General features: G+C 61.3%; 13 protein-coding genes. 8 read left to right on the top strand and 5 right to left on the bottom strand.

The genetic code is table 11. The features are described 5' to 3' along the window. From ACW55A_RS04880 to ACW55A_RS04865, 4 genes are all read right to left on the bottom strand, one after another. A complete protein-coding gene (locus ACW55A_RS04880; RefSeq protein WP_044308165.1) occupies positions 1 to 1,260 on the bottom strand; it encodes a metal-dependent hydrolase family protein in 1,260 nt (419 codons plus the stop codon). Further along, entirely contained in the window at positions 1,257 to 2,567 is a 1,311-nt protein-coding gene (locus ACW55A_RS04875; RefSeq protein ID WP_074807638.1) for an MFS transporter, read from the bottom strand. Before ACW55A_RS04875 ends, ACW55A_RS04880 begins: the two co-directional genes overlap by 4 nt. A 188-nt stretch (positions 2,568 to 2,755) precedes the next feature. Further along, positions 2,756 to 3,667: a LysR substrate-binding domain-containing protein gene (locus ACW55A_RS04870; protein ID WP_003434056.1), complete on the bottom strand. Its 912-nt coding sequence runs from the start codon at positions 3,665 to 3,667 to the stop codon at positions 2,756 to 2,758. 24 nt (positions 3,668 to 3,691) lie between these two features. Beyond that, positions 3,692 to 4,597, bottom strand: coding sequence for a LysR substrate-binding domain-containing protein (locus tag ACW55A_RS04865; RefSeq protein WP_003369550.1), 906 nt, complete (start codon positions 4,595 to 4,597; stop codon positions 3,692 to 3,694). Positions 4,598 to 4,748: 151 nt separating this feature from the next. On the opposite strand from ACW55A_RS04865, the gene ydiJ reads away from it, so the two are divergent. Beyond that, complete coding sequence (gene ydiJ / locus ACW55A_RS04860) at positions 4,749 to 7,796, top strand: D-2-hydroxyglutarate dehydrogenase YdiJ (protein ID WP_498810725.1); 3,048 nt, start codon at positions 4,749 to 4,751, stop codon at positions 7,794 to 7,796. 145 nt (positions 7,797 to 7,941) lie between these two features. On the opposite strand, the gene yghX is transcribed toward ydiJ, so the two are convergent. Beyond that, positions 7,942 to 8,829 (bottom strand): YghX family hydrolase, encoded by an 888-nt coding sequence (gene yghX / locus ACW55A_RS04855; RefSeq protein WP_003416575.1) that lies wholly within the window; start codon positions 8,827 to 8,829, stop codon positions 7,942 to 7,944. 406 nt (positions 8,830 to 9,235) lie between these two features. On the opposite strand from yghX, the gene ACW55A_RS04850 reads away from it, so the two are divergent. From ACW55A_RS04850 to ACW55A_RS04820, 7 genes are all read left to right on the top strand, one after another. After that, positions 9,236 to 10,288: a GGDEF domain-containing protein gene (locus ACW55A_RS04850; RefSeq protein WP_498810726.1), complete on the top strand. Its 1,053-nt coding sequence runs from the start codon at positions 9,236 to 9,238 to the stop codon at positions 10,286 to 10,288. A 107-nt stretch (positions 10,289 to 10,395) separates the two neighbouring features. Continuing rightward, positions 10,396 to 11,346 carry a LysR family transcriptional regulator gene (locus ACW55A_RS04845; RefSeq protein ID WP_046235611.1) on the top strand — a complete coding sequence of 317 codons (951 nt, stop codon included), beginning with the start codon at positions 10,396 to 10,398 and terminating at the stop codon, positions 11,344 to 11,346. A 316-nt stretch (positions 11,347 to 11,662) separates the two neighbouring features. Next, positions 11,663 to 13,123: an NAD(P)-binding domain-containing protein gene (locus tag ACW55A_RS04840; protein ID WP_058396949.1), complete on the top strand. Its 1,461-nt coding sequence runs from the start codon at positions 11,663 to 11,665 to the stop codon at positions 13,121 to 13,123. Beyond that, entirely contained in the window at positions 13,120 to 14,094 is a 975-nt protein-coding gene (locus ACW55A_RS04835) for an ABC transporter permease (protein ID WP_003369562.1), read from the top strand. The genes ACW55A_RS04840 and ACW55A_RS04835 overlap by 4 nt, the downstream gene beginning before the upstream one ends. Then, the gene (locus ACW55A_RS04830) at positions 14,091 to 15,011 is read left to right on the top strand and encodes an ABC transporter permease (protein WP_003369564.1); all 921 of its coding nucleotides are present in this window, start codon (positions 14,091 to 14,093) and stop codon (positions 15,009 to 15,011) included. The genes ACW55A_RS04835 and ACW55A_RS04830 overlap by 4 nt, the downstream gene beginning before the upstream one ends. Next, complete coding sequence (locus ACW55A_RS04825; RefSeq protein ID WP_122240716.1) at positions 15,008 to 16,021, top strand: ABC transporter ATP-binding protein; 1,014 nt, start codon at positions 15,008 to 15,010, stop codon at positions 16,019 to 16,021. Before ACW55A_RS04830 ends, ACW55A_RS04825 begins: the two co-directional genes overlap by 4 nt. After that, positions 16,011 to 17,024, top strand: a complete 1,014-nt coding sequence (locus ACW55A_RS04820) for an ABC transporter ATP-binding protein (protein WP_060707739.1) — start codon at positions 16,011 to 16,013, stop codon at positions 17,022 to 17,024. The genes ACW55A_RS04825 and ACW55A_RS04820 overlap by 11 nt, the downstream gene beginning before the upstream one ends. Positions 17,025 to 17,038: the final 14 nt, after the last annotated feature.

The raw sequence follows: 17,038 nt of genomic DNA, 5'->3' as shown, positions 1-17,038 counted from the left end.
TCAGACCAGGGTGTTCTTGCGCACATGACCGCCCTGGACAATCATTGCCAGGTGTTCGCCCTGACCGACCAGGCAACTGATATCGCTCAGCGGGTCGCCATCCACCACCAGCAGATCGGCGATCGCGCCGGCGGCGATACAGCCCAGTTCGCCTTCGCGCTGAAGGATCTGCGCTGCCACGCTTGTGGCACTGCGCAGCGCTGCCAGATTACCCAGCAGTTCGGCGCGAATCTTCAATTCATGAGTCTGGTACTCATGCATTTCCCCCAGCAAATCCGAGCCATAGCCCATCGGTACACCCGCTTCGGCGAACAGCAGCAGGGCATTGCGCCCGGCCTGACGCACATCCTCGATCTTGGCGACCGAGTCAGCCGGCAGCCCGAAGCGTTCGCCGTATTCAGCGAGCATTTCGTAAGTGACCTGGGTGGGCACCGCAAATGCGCCTTTTTCGGCCATCAGCCGCGCGGTGTCGGCATCGACCAGGTTGCCATGTTCGATGGTTCTGACACCGCACTCGATGGCACGGCGAATCGCCCGAGCGGTGTAGGCATGCGCCATGACGTAGGTGTTCGCGGCGGCGGCCTCGTCGACGATGGCGCGGATTTCAGCTTCGCTGTATTGGGTGTTGGCAATCGGGTCGGTTGGCGAGGACACACCGCCCGAGGCCATGATCTTGATCTGGTTGGCGCCTTGCTGCAGCTCCTCGCGCACCGCCAGGCGCACGTTGTCGACGCCATCCACCACGCGGGCGATGGCCCCGGCGCGGAAGCAACAGGAGCAGGGCTCGTTGAGCAGCAATTCGCCGCGTGCGCGCATGTCGCCATGGCCGCCGGTCTGCGACAGTGCCTTGCCCGATGCGAAGATGCGCGGGCCGGGAATCAGCCCCATCTGAATCGAACGGGCCAGTGCCCAGTCAGCGCCCCCGGCATCGCGCACGGTGGTAAAACCACGGTCGAGCATCGCCGCCAGAATCGGCAAGGCGCGGTACATGATGATTGCGTTGGGTTGCAGGGCGTTCATGCCCAGGTTGGCGTTGGAAGCCAGCACGTGCACATGGCAGTCGATCAGGCCGGGCATCAGTGTTCTGCCACCCAGATCGATGACCTGAGCGCCAGCCGGGGCCGGTTCACCCTCGGCACGTACTTCGACAATGCGCTCACCCTCGATCACGACCTCCTGGCCCGAAATCAATTGCCCGCGTTGCACGTCCAGCAGGCGGCCGTTGCGCAGGATCAGGCGTGTGGGTTCAGTGGTACTCATTGGTAAGCTCCAGACAAGGGGGGGTGAGCCGCGGGCGCACGGTCGCGATAAAGCAGTGCGCCAATACCGCTGACGATGGCGGCGAACATGATGTAAAAGGCCGGCGCCAGGTTGCTGCCGGTCGAGGCAATCAGCCAGGTGATGGTGAAGGTGGCAAACCCGCCGAAGATCGTGACGGCGAAGTTGTAGGCCACCGAAAGCCCGGTGGACAGTACGTGGGTTGGCAGCAATTCACCGAAGGCTGCGAGGATCGAGCCGATGTAAGCGGAAATCAGCAGGCCGAGCACCAGCTCGAAGATCAACAGTGAAAACAGCCCCGGCATCTGGTTGATGAACAGAAACATCGGGTAGGCGCTGAGGAAGATGGCAATGGCCGAGCCCAGCAGCCACGGGCGATGCCCGCTGCGGTCGGCCAGGGCGCCGACAATCGGTGTGGCGACGATCAGTACCGCGCCGCCCATCATGCCGGCGCTGAAGCCCATCCATGACGGCAGGCCGAGCACGCGCTGGGCGTAGGAGGGGATGTAAAACAGGATGGCATAGGTGCAGACGGTCCACAGCACGACCAGCGAAAAGCTAATCAGGGTCTGTCGCGGGTAAGTCTTGATCACTTCGCGCAGCGGCGATTCGACCGGTTTTGCAGCCTTGTAGGCAGGTGTCTCGTCAACCCGGCTGCGAATATAGAAGCCGACCGGCCCGATCAGCGTGCCGATCAGAAACGGCACCCGCCAGCCCCAGCTTTCGAGCTGTGCCTGGGTCAGGTAACTGGACAGCACCGCGCCCAGCGCGGAACCCAGCAGTACCGCGACGCCGATGCTGGCCTGAATCCAGCTGGAGTAGAAGGCTTTTTTGCCCTCAGGCGCATGCTCGGTGAGAAACGCCGTGGCGCTGCCCATCTCGCCACCGGCAGAGAAGCCTTGCAGCAGACGCGCCAGGACAATCAGCAGGGGTGCCAGATAGCCGATCTGCGCAAAGCCGGGTGTCAGCCCGATGATCAGTGTCCCCAGCGCCATCAGCAGGATGGTCAGCGACAATGCCGCCTTGCGCCCGCGCTTGTCGCTGTAGATGCCCAGCACAATGCCACCCACCGGACGCATGAAGAAGCCCACCCCGAAGGTCGCCAGCGCCAGCAGGTAAGAAGTCAGTTCGCTGCCGGTGGGGAAGAACACCTTGGCGATGATCACCGAGAAGAAGCTGTAGACCGTGAAGTCAAACCATTCAAGGCCATTTCCGATGACCGTGGCAACCACCGCGCGGCGTGCCTTTTGTTCATGGGTGCGTGAAGCAGAGGATTGTGGTGTGCTCACTGGATAGGCTCCTGCATGCGATACACGCAGGGAAACCCCCTGCATCGGTTGCATTGATTGAGGGGCAGGGTGTGTGTGAGTGCGGCCGAGTCAGGTCTTTTTGCCCGTTTCAGTCGAGAGTAGGCGCTGGGCCGATTTTAACAAAACGCTTATTACGCAGATTTGCATGCGCCAAACGCATGCAGGATTCAGAGCGGTGGAGCCAGTGTGGCTATTTCGTCTGCCAGCCATTTCTCGAAGGCACGCGCGGCACGCCGAGGCGTCTTGTCGTTGGGTGTCAGCAGATAATAGCCGCCTACTGCGCCGACGCTTTTGCGGCACGCGGGCACCAGCGCGCCGGACTGTACGTGGCGGTCGATCATCGGCTGCCAGCCGAGCACGATGCCATGCCCGGCGACCGCCAGATCGACCAGCACCGGATACAGGTTCACGGTCATGCGCTTGCGGATCAGCGAGGCATCGACACCCTGGCGGCCGAACCAGTCACCCCAGGACAGCCATTGACGCTGGCCGTCTTCGAGCATCAGCAGGCAATGATCCAGCAGTTGCGCGGGCTCCAGCAGGCGCCCGCCGAGGTAGTCGGGCGAGCAATAGGCGTTGACCGATTCGGCGAACAGCAGACGGCTGTCGAGACCTGCCGGTGAGACTTCACGCAGAAAATACAGCGCCAGATCGAATTCGGCGCGAATCAGCGAATCCAGCCCATCGACCACGCGCAGTCGGATATCCACGGCCGGAAAGGCATCGCGATAACGTCCCAGCAAAGGCCCCAGCCACAAGGCCGCCACGCCACTGGAGCAGGCCAGGGTCAGTTGCTGATCACCGCTGTGAGTGATCACCTGTGCGGTGGCCTCGGCGCACAGGGTCAGTACGCGCTGGATCTGCTCGGCGTAAATCTGCCCGGCGACTGTCAGATGAATGCGCTTGTGCTCGCGACGAAACAGCGCGCGGCCGAGAAATTCCTCCAGTTGCGCGACCTGACGGCTGATCGCGCTCTGAGTCAGGTTCAGTTCGGTGGCGGCACGCGTGAAGCTGCCATGCCGGACGGCAGCTTCGAAAGCGATCAGGTTCTGCAGCGGCGGAAGGGGCTCGATACGCACAGTGGCTCCTGTTGCGGGCAGGTTTTACAAAGGGTCGGGAAACGGCGTCGCCAGCAGCCAGTCCCTGAACACACACAGCGAGGGCAGGTTCTGAAAGCGCGTGGCGTAGGCCAGATAGTAATTGCGTCCGCTGTCCAGAGGCTCGAACAGGGTGACCAGTTCGCCGCTGTGGATTTCGTCCTGCACCAGAATGCGCGGCACCAGTGCGATACCAATGCCGGCCGCGACGGCCTGGATCAGGTGCGAGGTCAGTTCGAAACTCGGGCCGGGGCGCATGATGTGGTGGTCCAGCCGATTACTGTCGAACCAGTCCGACCAGGCATTGGGCCTCGACACCACGCTCAGCAACGCATGCTGGGCCACCTGCGCCGGAGTCATCGACTGGTAGCCGGCAAGGGCTGCCGGGCTGGCAATGACCACCAGTTTTTCACTGACCAGCGGATGAGCGATGTAACCGGGCCAGTTGCCGTTGCCGGCACAGATGATCGCGTTCATTTCGCTGGCCGCGGGCGTCAGGTCGGCATGCACGATGCGTGAATGGATGTGCACCACATAGCCCGGATGCCGGGTGTAAAAGTCATTCATGCGTGGCAGCAGCCACTTCGAGCCGAAGGTGGGTAGCACGGCCAGATGCAGCGTGCCGCCTTCGGCCTTGTGCGCGATGGTTTGCAGAGTTGCACTGCGGATGCGGCCCAGTGCGGCAGCCAGCTCATGCTGATACAGCGCGCCTGCGGTGGTCAGCTCGATGCGTCTGCCATCGCGCTTGAACAACTCGACTTCCAGTTGTGCCTCCAGCGCCTGCACCTGCCGGCTGACGGCGCTCTGGGTCAGGGCCAGTTCATCTGCGGCCTTGGTGAAGCTGCCATGCCGGGCGGCCGCCTCGAAGGCAAGCAGCAGCGACATGGAGGGCGTCAGTCTTCGGGTGTTCATTCATAAAGCTCATGGAAAAACGGCAGGTTTTACGTTTGCACTGAAGCATGACAGGCCGGAGAATCACGCTAACCGTTGATAACGCCATGTATTCGAGCGTTTCGAAGCATACGTGCTTTGCATATAAAACGCCTAGCGAGGAACACCACCCATGATTGCGCTGTTGAAACCGACTTCCGAGCAGGTCGGTCACTATGACCGTTTTCTCAATGCCCTGGCGGAGGGCGGCTTTCGTGGCGAAATAGCCCGTGACCACGGTTCGCGCACAGTACTGGCCACTGACAACTCCATCTACCAGCGCCTGCCGCAGGCTGCCGTGTTCCCGATGGACAGCCATGACGTCGCAATCGTCGCCCGACTGGCGGCGCGGCCCGAGCACAAACAAGTGGTGTTGACCCCGCGTGGCGGCGGCACCGGGACCAACGGACAGTCGCTGACCGACGGCGTGGTGGTCGACCTGTCGCGGCACATGAACGCTATTCTCGAGATCAACGTCGAGCAACGTTGGGTGCGCGTGCAGACCGGTGTGGTCAAGGACCAGCTCAATGCCGCGCTCAAGCCGCACGGGCTGTTTTTCGCGCCGGAACTGTCGACTTCCAACCGCGCCACGATTGGCGGCATGATCAACACCGATGCCAGCGGGCAGGGCAGTTGCACCTACGGCAAGACCCGTGACCACGTCCTTGAACTGTCCACGGTGTTGCTGGGCGGTTCGTACGTCAACAGCCATGCGCTGAATGTCGAACAACTGGCCAGCGAGCAGGCACGCGTCGACCGCGCGGGCGACGTTTATCGTTGCGCGCAGCAGATCGCCGATACGCAGGCACAACTGATCAAGGATGTCTTTCCGCCGCTTAACCGCTGCCTGACCGGCTACGATCTGGCGCACCTGCGCGAGGAAGACGGGCGTTTCAACCTCAACAGCGTACTTTGCGGTTCCGAAGGTTCACTGGGGTTTATCGTCGAGGCCCGACTCAACGTCCTGCCGATCCCCAAACATTCGATTCTGGTCAACGTTCGCTATGCCGGTTTCATGGACGCCCTGCGGGACGCCAAGGCGCTGATGGCGCACAAACCACTGTCCATCGAGACCGTGGACTCCAAGGTGCTGATGCTGGCCATGCAGGATATCGTCTGGCATGGCGTCGCCGAGTATTTCCCCCAGGACCCTGCGACGCCGACGCTGGGCATCAACCTGATCGAATTCAGCGGCGATGAGTTGAGTGAGGTGGAACAGCGCGTTCATGCGTTCGTTGCGCACTTGCAGACTGACACATCGGTGGTGCGCCTCGGCCACACGCTGGCGGCTGGCAGTGCAGCGGTGAACCGCGTCTACACCATGCGCAAGCGCTCGGTGGGGCTGCTCGGCAACGTCAAGGGTGAAGCGAGGCCGCAGCCGTTCGTCGAAGACACTGCCGTGCCTCCGGAAAATCTCGCCGACTACATTCAGGAGTTCCGTGCGCTGCTGGACAGCTACGGGCTGCAATACGGCATGTTTGGCCATGTGGATGCCGGCGTGCTCCACGTGCGACCGATTCTGGACATGAAGGACCCCGCGCAGGCGGCGTTGATTCGGCCAATCTCCGACGCCGTCGCCGCGCTGACTAAACGCTATGGCGGGCTGCTCTGGGGCGAGCATGGCAAGGGCTTGCGTTCGCAATACGTGCCTGAATATTTCGGCGAGTTGTATCCCGCATTGCAGGCCCTTAAGGCTGCCTGCGACCCGTTCAACCAGCTGAACCCCGGCAAGATCGCCACGCCTGCGACGGTGCCGGAATCGCGCTTGACGCTGGTGGATGAAGTGACACTGCGTGGTGACCTGGATCGCACGATCGATGAACGCGTCTGGCAAAGCTACGACAGCGCGCTGCACTGCAATGGCAACGGCGCCTGTTACAACTATGACACCGACGATGCCATGTGCCCGTCGTGGAAAGCCACCCGTGATCGTATTCACTCACCCAAGGGCCGCGCTTCGCTGGTCAGGGAGTGGCTGCGTCTGCAAGGCGAGCAGGACGTCAATGTCCTCACCGCCAGCGCCAGGACGCGCAGTGCCAATGTGCTGAAAAGTCTTGCCGAGCGAACCGTCAACAGCGTCGCCAGAGTTGCGGGGCAGAAGGATTTCTCCCATGAAGTCTACGACGCCATGGCCGGTTGCCTGGCCTGCAAATCCTGCGCGGGACAGTGTCCGGTGAAGGTCAACGTGCCCGAGTTCCGTTCGCGCTTTCTCGAGCTGTACCACAGCCGCTACCTGCGCCCGATCAAGGATTACCTGATTGGCTCGCTGGAGTTCAGCATTCCGCACCTGGCGCGCTTTCCGAAGCTGTATAACGCGATCATGGGCGCAAGGCCGGTGCGTTACCTGCTTGAGCATGTAGCCGGTATGGTCGACAGCCCGTTATTGAGCCTGACCGATTTCCGCGCGGCCTGCGCTCGCTGGAATGTCGGCATCGCTACGCCGCAGCGCCTGGCCGCGTTGAGCGAGGAGGAGCGCAAGCGCACGGTGGTGCTGGTTCAGGATGCATTCACCCGATACTTCGAAACCCCGTTGGCGGCAGACTGGCTGGAGCTGATTTCGCGTCTCGGTTATCAGGTCTACCTCGCACCGTTTGCGCCCAATGGCAAGCCGCTGCAGGTGCAGGGTTTTCTGCAGGCGTTCGAGAAGGCTGCCGGTTTCAACAGCCAGTCGCTGGGCAAGCTGGCCGGGTACGGCATCCCGCTGATCGGTCTGGACCCGGCCATGACCCTGGTTTACCGCCAGGAGTACAGCAAGACGTTGGGCAGCGAGAATGTACCCGAGGTCATGCTGCCGCAGGAATGGCTGGCGTCCACGGTCGAGGAAGGTCGTGATGGGGCATCGGAAGAGACGTACTACTTCCTGCCGCATTGCACTGAAAAGACCAACGAGCCCGCCAGTGTCGGCCTCTGGCAGAAAGCCTTCGCCCGTGCCGGGCTCAAGCTGGAAGTGCTGGCCAGCGGCTGCTGCGGCATGTCCGGCACCTATGGGCATGAAACCCGAAACGCGAAAACCAGCGACATCATCTATCGTCAGTCCTGGCAGCCACTGGTGGCGCGGCATGGCGGTGAAGGTCGACTGGTCGCCGATGGCTACTCATGCCGCAGCCAGGTCAAGCGCCAGGATGGCAAAGTGGTGCAGCATCCACTACAGGTACTGCTGGAACGGGTGAGGGCACTATAGAGAGGACGCAGAGCGTCCAGAACGGCATGCCCACGCAGAGCATGGGCACGATAGTTACAGGACTATCGTTCCTCACGCTCCTGCGTGGGAATGCCTTGCGTGATGCTGCGCGTCATAGATCTGTGCCGCGCCGTTCGGCCAGAACTTAGACCAGGTACTTGTTGAACCATCCCAATGTGCGGTCCCAGGCCAGTTTGGCCGCGGCTTCGTCGTAACGTGGGGTGGAGTCGTTGTGGAAACCATGATTGGCGCCCGGATAAATGTACGTTTCGTACGTCTTGCCCGCAGCTTTCAAGGCTTTTTCATAGGCCGGCCACCCTTCGTTGATGCGGGTATCCAGTTCGCCGTAGTGAATCATCACCGGCGCCTTGATCTTCACCACGTCTTCGGCATTGGGCTGACGCCCGTAGAACGACACCGCAGCGCCCAGCTCCGGGTACGCAACCGCCGCAGCATTGGCCACACCGCCGCCGTAGCAGAAACCGGTGATGCCGACCTTGCCGGTGGTCGCGTCATGCTTCATCAGCCACTCGATGGCGGCAAAGAAATCGTTCATGAGCTTTTCCGGGTTGACCGTCTGCTGCAGCTCACGGCCCTTGTCATCGTTGCCCGGATAGCCGCCGACCGACGACAGCCCGTCAGGTGCCAACGCAATGAAACCGGCTTTGGCAACGCGGCGCGCCACGTCTTCGATGTAAGGATTCAAGCCGCGATTCTCGTGTGCCACAACCACTGCGGGTACTTTTCCGGCGGCTTTGGCCGGACGTACCAGATAGCCGCGAACCTGACCATGCCCCTTGGGCGAAGGATAGGAGACATACTCGGCAATGATGTCCGGGTCGGTGAATTCCACCTGTTCGGCCAGCGCATAGTTGGGGCTCAGCGAGGCAAGCAGCGCACTGGCGGTCAGGCCGCCAAAGGTGAACAGCGCTGCACGATCGAGAAACTCGCGCCGATTGATCCTGCCGTGTGCGTAGTAGTCATAAAGCTCAAGCAGTTCAGGAGCAAAGTCTTTTGCGGTGAGACGTTCCATCGGTAAGCTTCCTTCCGAATCATTCAGGGCTGCCTGCATCTTGGCGGGCTGATGAGCAATACGTGATCAACACAAGGTCCGCTCCCGATAGTATTTTCGGAGCATCAGGATCGCTACCGTAAAGCGACGAAAAACCGCCATACGCTGCCCGGAGTGCAAGCTCACTGCATATTGCCGGACGCTGCCGACGGCCAGCTGACTATGAAAAAGTCAGGCACGGGATTGCACTACACGGTCTCAATGATGTCCATTTGAGTCCTTCCGGCATTCACGGGGTTCGGGCGCTGCAGACAAATATATTATCCAGTCGCTGTATAAAGCGGCGTCGGTTCAGGCCGACAATACATCATGATCTCGCCCCTACGCTGATGGTCATACTCCACCTGCATTTCGAGATAACGTGATGATGAGCCTTCCGACGGAAGACCGCACCCAGCTGTTCAAGGACACGGCTATCCAGTTCTGGAAACACATCACCCCGATCGTTTATGTCGCTCTGGGCATTCACTGTGTGTGGCTGACAGTGTTCCTGGGGTTGGGCATGAAGATCATGTGGATGGCGAACATCGTCAGCACGCTGGTTTACGTCAACTGCATCTACCTGATCCGCAGGCGTCGACATCGACAAGCCGGACAACTGATGTGCCTGGAGATCATCGGCCATGCCGTGCTCGCGACGTGGCAGCTGGGCTGGGAAAGCAACTTCAGTTTCTACCTATTCTGCGTGATTCCCGTCATTGCCTTCACGTTTCAACTGAACGTCATCAGACGCATTGCCTACAGCGCGGCGATTCTGCTGTCGCTGGTGGGCTGCTTTGCCTTTCGCCGATACACGGGGCAGGGATCCGGTCTCAGCCAGAACGTGCTCGATGCGTTCGGTATAGTCAACGTACTCTCTGCGACCACTCTGTCGATTTACGCCACTGCACTGTCGGTACGTTTCACCTCGTCGATGCAACTGAGCCTGTTTCATATCGCCAACCGCGACAGCCTGACCAATCTTTATACGCGCAGACGAGTGCTGCATCGCATACGCGAGCTGGAAGGCCGACGGCAGGGGCTGTCGGCTTCGTTGATCCTGCTCGACATCGATCATTTCAAACAGATCAATGATATCCACGGGCATGAAACCGGCGATGTGGTTCTGCAACGGGTCGCCGAGATCATCGGTTCGAGCGTGCGCAGCAGTGATATGGCAGCGCGCTGGGGCGGCGAGGAATTTTTGGTGCTCATGCCTGACACTACGCCCGAAGACGCACTGCGCGCGGCAGAACGTATCTGGCGGCGTATCGCCGAAGAGGCCGGTCTGATCAACGAGCGCATCATCGCCGTCAGCGCCACAGTCGCTGTGGCGACCATCGCCACGGGCGAGGCGTTTCAGTTGGCCCTCAATCGCGCCGACACGTCGCTGTACATGGGCAAACAGCAGGGCCGAAACCGGGTAATGATCGCCGGATGAGGTGCTGGCTCACGTCAGACGCTACCAGCGTGTAGACTTTCGCGCTTTGAACCGGGGAGCACAGCGTCGTGCTTTCTCATCGGCGGTGTATCGATCAAGGCATGCTTATGGATTTGCGTCAGCTCGAAGCCTTCGCGGCAGTCATGTCGGCAGGCAGTGTCACGGCGGCAGGGAAAATGCTCGGCCGATCTCAGCCCTCGGTCACCCGGGCCATTCAGGAGCTCGAGCAGGAACTGGGCTTTGCGTTGTTCGAGCGCAGCGGGCCAAAGGTCACGCCTACCCACAAGGCATTCATGATGTATGGCGAAGTGGAGAGTGCGCTGCTGGGGGTGCGCAACATCCGCCAGCGCGCGCAGCACATTGCCCAGGAGGAGAACCATCAGATCAAGCTGGTGGCGATCTCGGCCCTGGCGGCTGGCCTGCTGCCTGCTGCACTGTCGCGCCTGCCCGCGCACCTGCGTCCGCAACAGATTCAGCTGCAGAGCATGTCTCCGGAGAACGTGGTTCAGGCTGTCCTGTCGAAAACCATGGACCTGGGCGCGGTCAGCCTGCCGCTTGAGCATCGTGGTCTGGAAATCCACTGGATCGGCGAGGCGCCTTGTGTGGCGGTATTGCCAGCCGATTCGGCGCTGGCCGCTCATGAGGTGCTGTCGATGGAGCTGCTGCGTCAGCAAACGCTGATCACCATGGCCAACCCGTATCGCTTTCGTCGACGCATCGACAAGGCGTTTCAGGAGGCGGGTGGTCAGCCGCCACGCATGCTGGACACCAATACGTCGCTGATTGCCATGCAGATGGCCAGGGTCGGGCTGGGCGTTGCACTGGTCGATCCGTTCACAGCGCTGGGGGTGCCGGTACAAGGCCTGGTCGTCAGACCGATCGCCTGCAACATTCCGTTTTTCTTCGGGCTGATTTCAGCCTTCGCTAGCCCGTTGTCGGATGTGGCGAGCGCGCTGATCGATGAAATTGCCGACAGCGCAAAAATCCTGCTGCCGGAAATGATCATGCACGAAGCCAGCGCGCACGATGCCCTGTTACAGAGCATTTATGCCGAGTGAGCGGGCCATGCAGACGGCATGAAAGCCCGGTTGCTGATAACGCCTGTCGTCGCACAAGACTGAAAGCCGGACGCAGCGCGTCCATGAATAGCCTCCGTAACGCCTTGTTTCTCGGCACGCAAAGCTCGCTCAAATTCCATTTAGGAATATAAATATGCTTTTTTGCGCGTTGCGAGAATAAAAATCGGCTTTTACTATTCGAATTAAGCATTCAAAGGCTTTAAGAATTCATTTAAAACAATATTGGAATGATTCTTGAAGTGCTTTGAATCAAGGCTCGGGCTTGTAGCCCGATCATTTTTTCGAGTACCGATCAATGTCCGATGTGAACGCACCCACTGGCCTGGCCGCTCTGGAAGCTCGCTTGCAGCAGGATCTGGCCTGGCTGGATCTGCCCGCCAAGCCATGGGTCAAGCCCAGGATCAGCGCAGGGCAGGCCGTGCTCGACGTAGCGATCATCGGCGGAGGCATGGCCGGTCTTGCGCTGTCCGCAGAGCTGCGCAACCTCGGCGTAGCGGCGGTCATTTTCGATCAATCACCAGCAGGTTTCGAAGGCCCCTGGGCCACCACCGCACGGATGGAGACCCTGCGCTCGCCAAAGCAGTTGACCGGGCCGGCGCTGGGCTTGCCAGCGCTGACATTTCGCGCCTGGTACGAAGCGCAATTCGGCGTCGACGGCTGGGCGTTGCTGGACAAGATTCCACGTCTGCAATGGGCCGAGTACCTGCGCTGGTATCGCAAGGTGCTGGCCCTGGACGTACGCAATGAGCACCGCATAAGCCGGGTAGCGCCCAGAACGGACGGTCTGATTGAGCTGGATGTCGTCACGCCGGTGCAGACGCAATTCCTGCTGGCCCGCCATGTGGTGCTCGCCACGGGTCGGGACGGTCTGGGCGGTCCTTGGGTGCCGGATTTTGCCCGGCAGTTGCCGCAGCACTTGTGGACACACTCGGCGGCGGGTTTGCAGGACAGCTGGTTCGCCGGCAGACGCGTTGCGGTCATCGGCGGTGGCGCCTCGGCGATGGACAGCGCTGCCACGGCGCTGGAGGCTGGCGCAACGCGGGTCGATCTGCTGATCCGGCGTGCCGAGCTGCCGCGCATCAACAAAGGCAAGGGCGTCGGCAATCCAGGCATGGTCCATGGCTACTGGCGCCTGCCCGACGTCTGGAAATGGCGCATTCGCCACTACCTCAATACCCAGCAGGTCCCACCGCCGCGCGGCAGTACCCTCAGAGTGTCCGCTTCCGGCAAGGCGCGGTTCATGCTCGACAGTCCGGTGCTTTCCGTCGAGGAGAGCGCTGCTGGAGGCGTCTGGCTGAATACGCCGAAGGCCCGTATCGAAGCAGATTTCGTGGTATTTGCCACCGGGTTTCGCACCGACTTCCGGCAGCGCCCGGAATTTGCGCCATTCTCTGCGCAGATCCGCGTCTGGCAGGATCGCTTCCAGGCACCGAGCGGCGAAACCGATGCCGAACTGGCTGCGCTGCCGGATCTGGGCAACTGCTTCGAATTTCAGGAGAAGACCCCAGGCGCCTGCCCGGGGCTGAACCACATTCACTGCTTCAGTTACCCGGCAGCATTGAGCTACGGCGCGGTATCCGGTGACATTCCTGCTATCAGCGAGGGCTCCAAACGTCTGGCCCATGCCCTGGTCGGGCAGTTGTTCAACGAGGACATCGCCCTGCATTTCGACACCATGCTCGATTACGCCGAGCCAGAGCTGCTGGGCGATGAGTGGGTCGCCAGCCAGCCAGGCGCTGCAGAGCTGCGCCAATGATCGGCTGGGCGCTGCGTCGGCTGACTCAATCATTGCTGGTCATCCTGTTGATGACGCTGGTGGTGTTCGTCGGCCTCAATGCCATCGGCAACCCGATGGACATTCTGGTGGGTGAAGACCTCAATCAGGCCGAGCGTCTGCAGGCCATCGCGCATTTGGGGCTGGACCAGCCGCTGTGGCAGCAGTACCTGATTTTTCTCAAGGGTGCGGTTCACGGCAATCTGGGGCAAAGCTTCGTGTATCACGAGGACGCCATGCGCCTGATTCTGCAGCGTTTGCCTGCAACCTTCGAGCTGGCGTTCAGTGCCCTGTTTCTGGCAGTGGTCATCGGTGTGCCGCTGGGAATGTTTGCCGGCATGTACCCCGAGCATCCGCTGTCCCGGCTGATGATGGCCGCCAGCATTGTCGGCTTCTCGCTACCAGCCTTCTGGGTCGCATTGATGATGATCATGCTCTTCTCCATCACCTTGGGCTGGCTACCGGCCAGCGGCCGGGGCGAGACCCGTGAGTGGCTGGGCGTGCAATGGTCATGGCTGACGCTGGACGGTTTGCAGCACCTGCTGTTGCCAGCGCTGAACCTGGCGTTGTTCAAGATTTCCCTGGTGCTGCGCCTGACCCGAGCCGGTGTGCGCGAAGTGCTGCCCCAGGAATTCGTCAAATTCGCCCGCGCCAAGGGCCTGTCACCGATGCGCGTGATGTGCATGCACGTCATGCGCAACACCATGATTCCGGTGGTGACAGTGCTGGCCATGGAACTGGGCTCGACCATCGCCTATGCCGTGGTGACTGAAAGCATTTTCGCCTGGCCGGGTGCCGGCAAGCTGATTCTCGACAGCATCAACATGCTTGACCGCCCGGTGGTGGTCGCTTACCTGATGGTGGTCGTGGTGATTTTCGTGGTGCTCAACCTGATCGTCGACGGCTTGTATTACCTGCTGGACCCACGTGTACGCATCGAGGCCTCCCGATGAATGTCATTGAAAAAGCCCCGATCGGCAGCACGCTGTTGCAGGCCCAGTCACCCTGGCGACGAGTGCTGACCGAGTTCTTCAGCTCGCCCACGGCGGTGACGGGCCTGGTGGTCCTGCTGCTCATTGTGCTGGTTGCAGCCCTGGCTCCGTGGATTGTGGTGCAGAACCCCTACGACCTGATGCAGCTTAACGTCATGGACGCGCGCATGCCGCCTGGCAGCCTCAATGGGGACAGCGGTTACACCTATTGGCTGGGTACCGACGGGCAGGGCCGCGATCTGGTCTCGGCGATTATCTATGGCCTGCGCATCAGCCTGTGGGTCGGCATTGGCTCGGCGTTGATTGCGGCAGTGATCGGTACGCTGCTCGGGCTGGTGTCTGCGTATGTCGGCGGTTGGCTCGATGCTTTGCTGATGCGTCTGGTCGACCTGCTGCTGTCGTTCCCGGTGATTCTCATGGCGCTGATGATTCTTGCCTGGCTGGGCAAGGGCGTCGGCAACGTGATGCTGACTCTGATAATGCTTGAATGGGCCTATTACGCGCGCACCGCACGCGGTCAGGCGCTGACCGAAAGCCGCCGTGAATACGTCGATGCGGCGCGCGGGCAGGGCGTGGGGCCGCTGCGTATTGTGGTTGGCCACATTTTGCCCAATTGCCTGCCACCGCTGATCGTGATCGGTGCCTTGCAGATCGCCCGCGCCATCACGCTGGAAGCAACCCTGTCGTTTCTCGGCCTGGGCGTACCGGTCACCGAGCCGTCTCTGGGGCTGCTGATTGCCAACGGCTTTCAATACATGCTCAGCAATGAATACTGGATCAGCCTGTTTCCGGGCCTGGCGCTGTTGATCACTATCGTTGCGATCAATCTGGTCGGTGACCGTTTGCGCGATGTCCTGAACCCGAGGTTACAGCGATGAGCGTGTCTGAAATGTCGCCTGCACCTGACGCAGCCCAACAGCCGACCCTGGATGTGCGCGACCTGTGCACTTCGTTTCATACCCGCGCCGGTGTGCTGCCAGCGGTGCGCAACGTTTCGCTGCGGGTACAGCCGGGACGCATTCTGGGCCTGGTGGGTGAGTCCGGTTCGGGCAAGTCGGTCACCGGCTTTTCGATCCTCGGTCTTGTCGATGAACCTGGGCGCATCAGCGGCGGCCAGGTGCTGTTCAAGGGGCGCGATCTGACCAGACTGTCTGCCGCGCAACTGCGTGACATTCAGGGCAACCGGGTAGCGATGATCTTTCAGGACCCGATGATGACCCTCAATCCGGTGTTGCGGGTCGACACGCAAATGATCGAGGCCGTACGTGCGCACAGCCCGCTGAGCAAGCGCGAGGCCCGCGAACATGCCAGCCGCACGCTGGCGCTGATGGGCATCGCCAGCCCGGAAGAACGTCTGCGCGCCTATCCGCATCAGTTGTCTGGCGGTATGCGCCAGCGGGTGGCGATTGCCATCGCGCTGCTGCATGCACCGGACCTGATCATTGCCGATGAGCCGACCACGGCGCTGGATGTGACCATTCAGGCGCAGATTCTCAGTGAAGTGCAGAAGCTGGTGCGCGAGCAGGGCACCTCGCTGATCTGGATCACCCATGATCTTTCCGTGATCGCGGGGCTGGCTGACGATGTGGCGGTGATGTACGCCGGACGCATCGTCGAGCAGGGTTCGGTCGCCGATGTACTGGATCGCCCGCAACACCCCTACACACAAGGGCTGATCGACAGCCTGCCAAGTCGCAACCAGCGCGGTCAGCGCCTGCGGCAGATCCCGGGCATGGCACCCGACCTGCTGTCGATGCCGGTCGGTTGTGCTTTCGCGGCGCGTTGCCCCAGAGCCTCGCAGGTCTGTGCGCAGGAGCCTCAACCCCACGAGGCACGACCGGGCCAGATGGTTCGCTGTTTTCACCCAGGAGCGGCCGATGCCCAGTGATCAGATTCCCCTTATCGAGCTGCATCAGGTCAGCAAGACCTTCGGCAAAGCCGTGGATAAGCGCTCCCTTCAGGGGCTCCTGCAACGGCTGCACCTTACCCGTGCAAAACCGCTGACCCATGCGGTGGATCGTGTCGATCTGCGCATCATGCGCGGTGAAGTGGTCGGGCTGGTGGGCGAGTCAGGCTGTGGCAAATCGACCCTGGGGCGCATGGTTGCCGGGCTGCTGCCGGTCTCTTCAGGCACCACGTCGGTGGACGGCAGGCCGCTGGACAGCCTGACCACACGTGAGCGCAAGGCGCTGCGCCTGAAAGTGCAGATGATTTTTCAGGACCCGTCGTCGAGCCTCAACCCGCGTCTGCGGGTCGACCGGATCGTCGGCGAAGGTGCGCTGTTGCACGGCTTGACCGACCGCAAGGGCGCAGACGATTACGTCAGTGCGCAATTGCAGCGTGCCGGGCTCAGCCCGCAATTGCGCCAGCGCTATCCGCATCAGTTCAGTGGTGGTCAGCGTCAGCGTATTGGGATTGCCCGTGCGCTGGCGGTGCAACCGGAACTGCTGGTGTGCGACGAGTCGGTGGCGGCGCTGGACGTGTCGATTCAGGCGCAGATCCTCAATCTGTTCATGGACCTGCGCGACGAACTGGGGCTGACCTATCTGTTTATCAGCCATGACCTGGGCGTCGTCGAGCACCTCTGCGACCGCGTCATCGTGATGTACCTGGGTCGTGTGGTCGAGACAGCATCGGTCGATGACCTGTTCGCACGGGCCAATCACCCGTATACCCAGGCTTTGCTGGCGCAGATCCCGCGCTTCGATATTCGCAGTACCCGTTATGACGCGATCCAAGGGGAAATCCCCAGCCCGCTTAACCCGCCTGCCGGGTGTCATTTCCACCCTCGCTGCCCGCACGCCATGGCGCGCTGTCGCGAGGAAGTTCCAGCGCTGCGGGAGGTTTCGCCGAATCACCAGAGCGCCTGTCACCTGAATGACCAACGCTGAACGGGCACTTCAAA

This window comes from Plantibacter cousiniae (nom. nud.) (genome assembly GCF_977070315.1).
Note: the sequence above shows the minus strand (reverse complement) of the source record. Positions and strands in the feature narration are given on the sequence as shown.

Coding starts and splice junctions, on each gene's coding strand:
- ACW55A_RS04880 (WP_044308165.1), bottom strand. CDS start 1,260: ATGAGTACCACTGAACCCACACGCCTGATCCTGCGCAACGGCCGCCTG.
- ACW55A_RS04865 (WP_003369550.1), bottom strand. CDS start 4,597: ATGAACACCCGAAGACTGACGCCCTCCATGTCGCTGCTGCTTGCCTTC.
- ydiJ (WP_498810725.1), top strand. CDS start 4,749: ATGATTGCGCTGTTGAAACCGACTTCCGAGCAGGTCGGTCACTATGAC.
- yghX (WP_003416575.1), bottom strand. CDS start 8,829: ATGGAACGTCTCACCGCAAAAGACTTTGCTCCTGAACTGCTTGAGCTT.
- ACW55A_RS04850 (WP_498810726.1), top strand. CDS start 9,236: ATGAGCCTTCCGACGGAAGACCGCACCCAGCTGTTCAAGGACACGGCT.
- ACW55A_RS04845 (WP_046235611.1), top strand. CDS start 10,396: ATGGATTTGCGTCAGCTCGAAGCCTTCGCGGCAGTCATGTCGGCAGGC.
- ACW55A_RS04840 (WP_058396949.1), top strand. CDS start 11,663: ATGTCCGATGTGAACGCACCCACTGGCCTGGCCGCTCTGGAAGCTCGC.
- ACW55A_RS04835 (WP_003369562.1), top strand. CDS start 13,120: ATGATCGGCTGGGCGCTGCGTCGGCTGACTCAATCATTGCTGGTCATC.
- ACW55A_RS04830 (WP_003369564.1), top strand. CDS start 14,091: ATGAATGTCATTGAAAAAGCCCCGATCGGCAGCACGCTGTTGCAGGCC.
- ACW55A_RS04825 (WP_122240716.1), top strand. CDS start 15,008: ATGAGCGTGTCTGAAATGTCGCCTGCACCTGACGCAGCCCAACAGCCG.
- ACW55A_RS04820 (WP_060707739.1), top strand. CDS start 16,011: ATGCCCAGTGATCAGATTCCCCTTATCGAGCTGCATCAGGTCAGCAAG.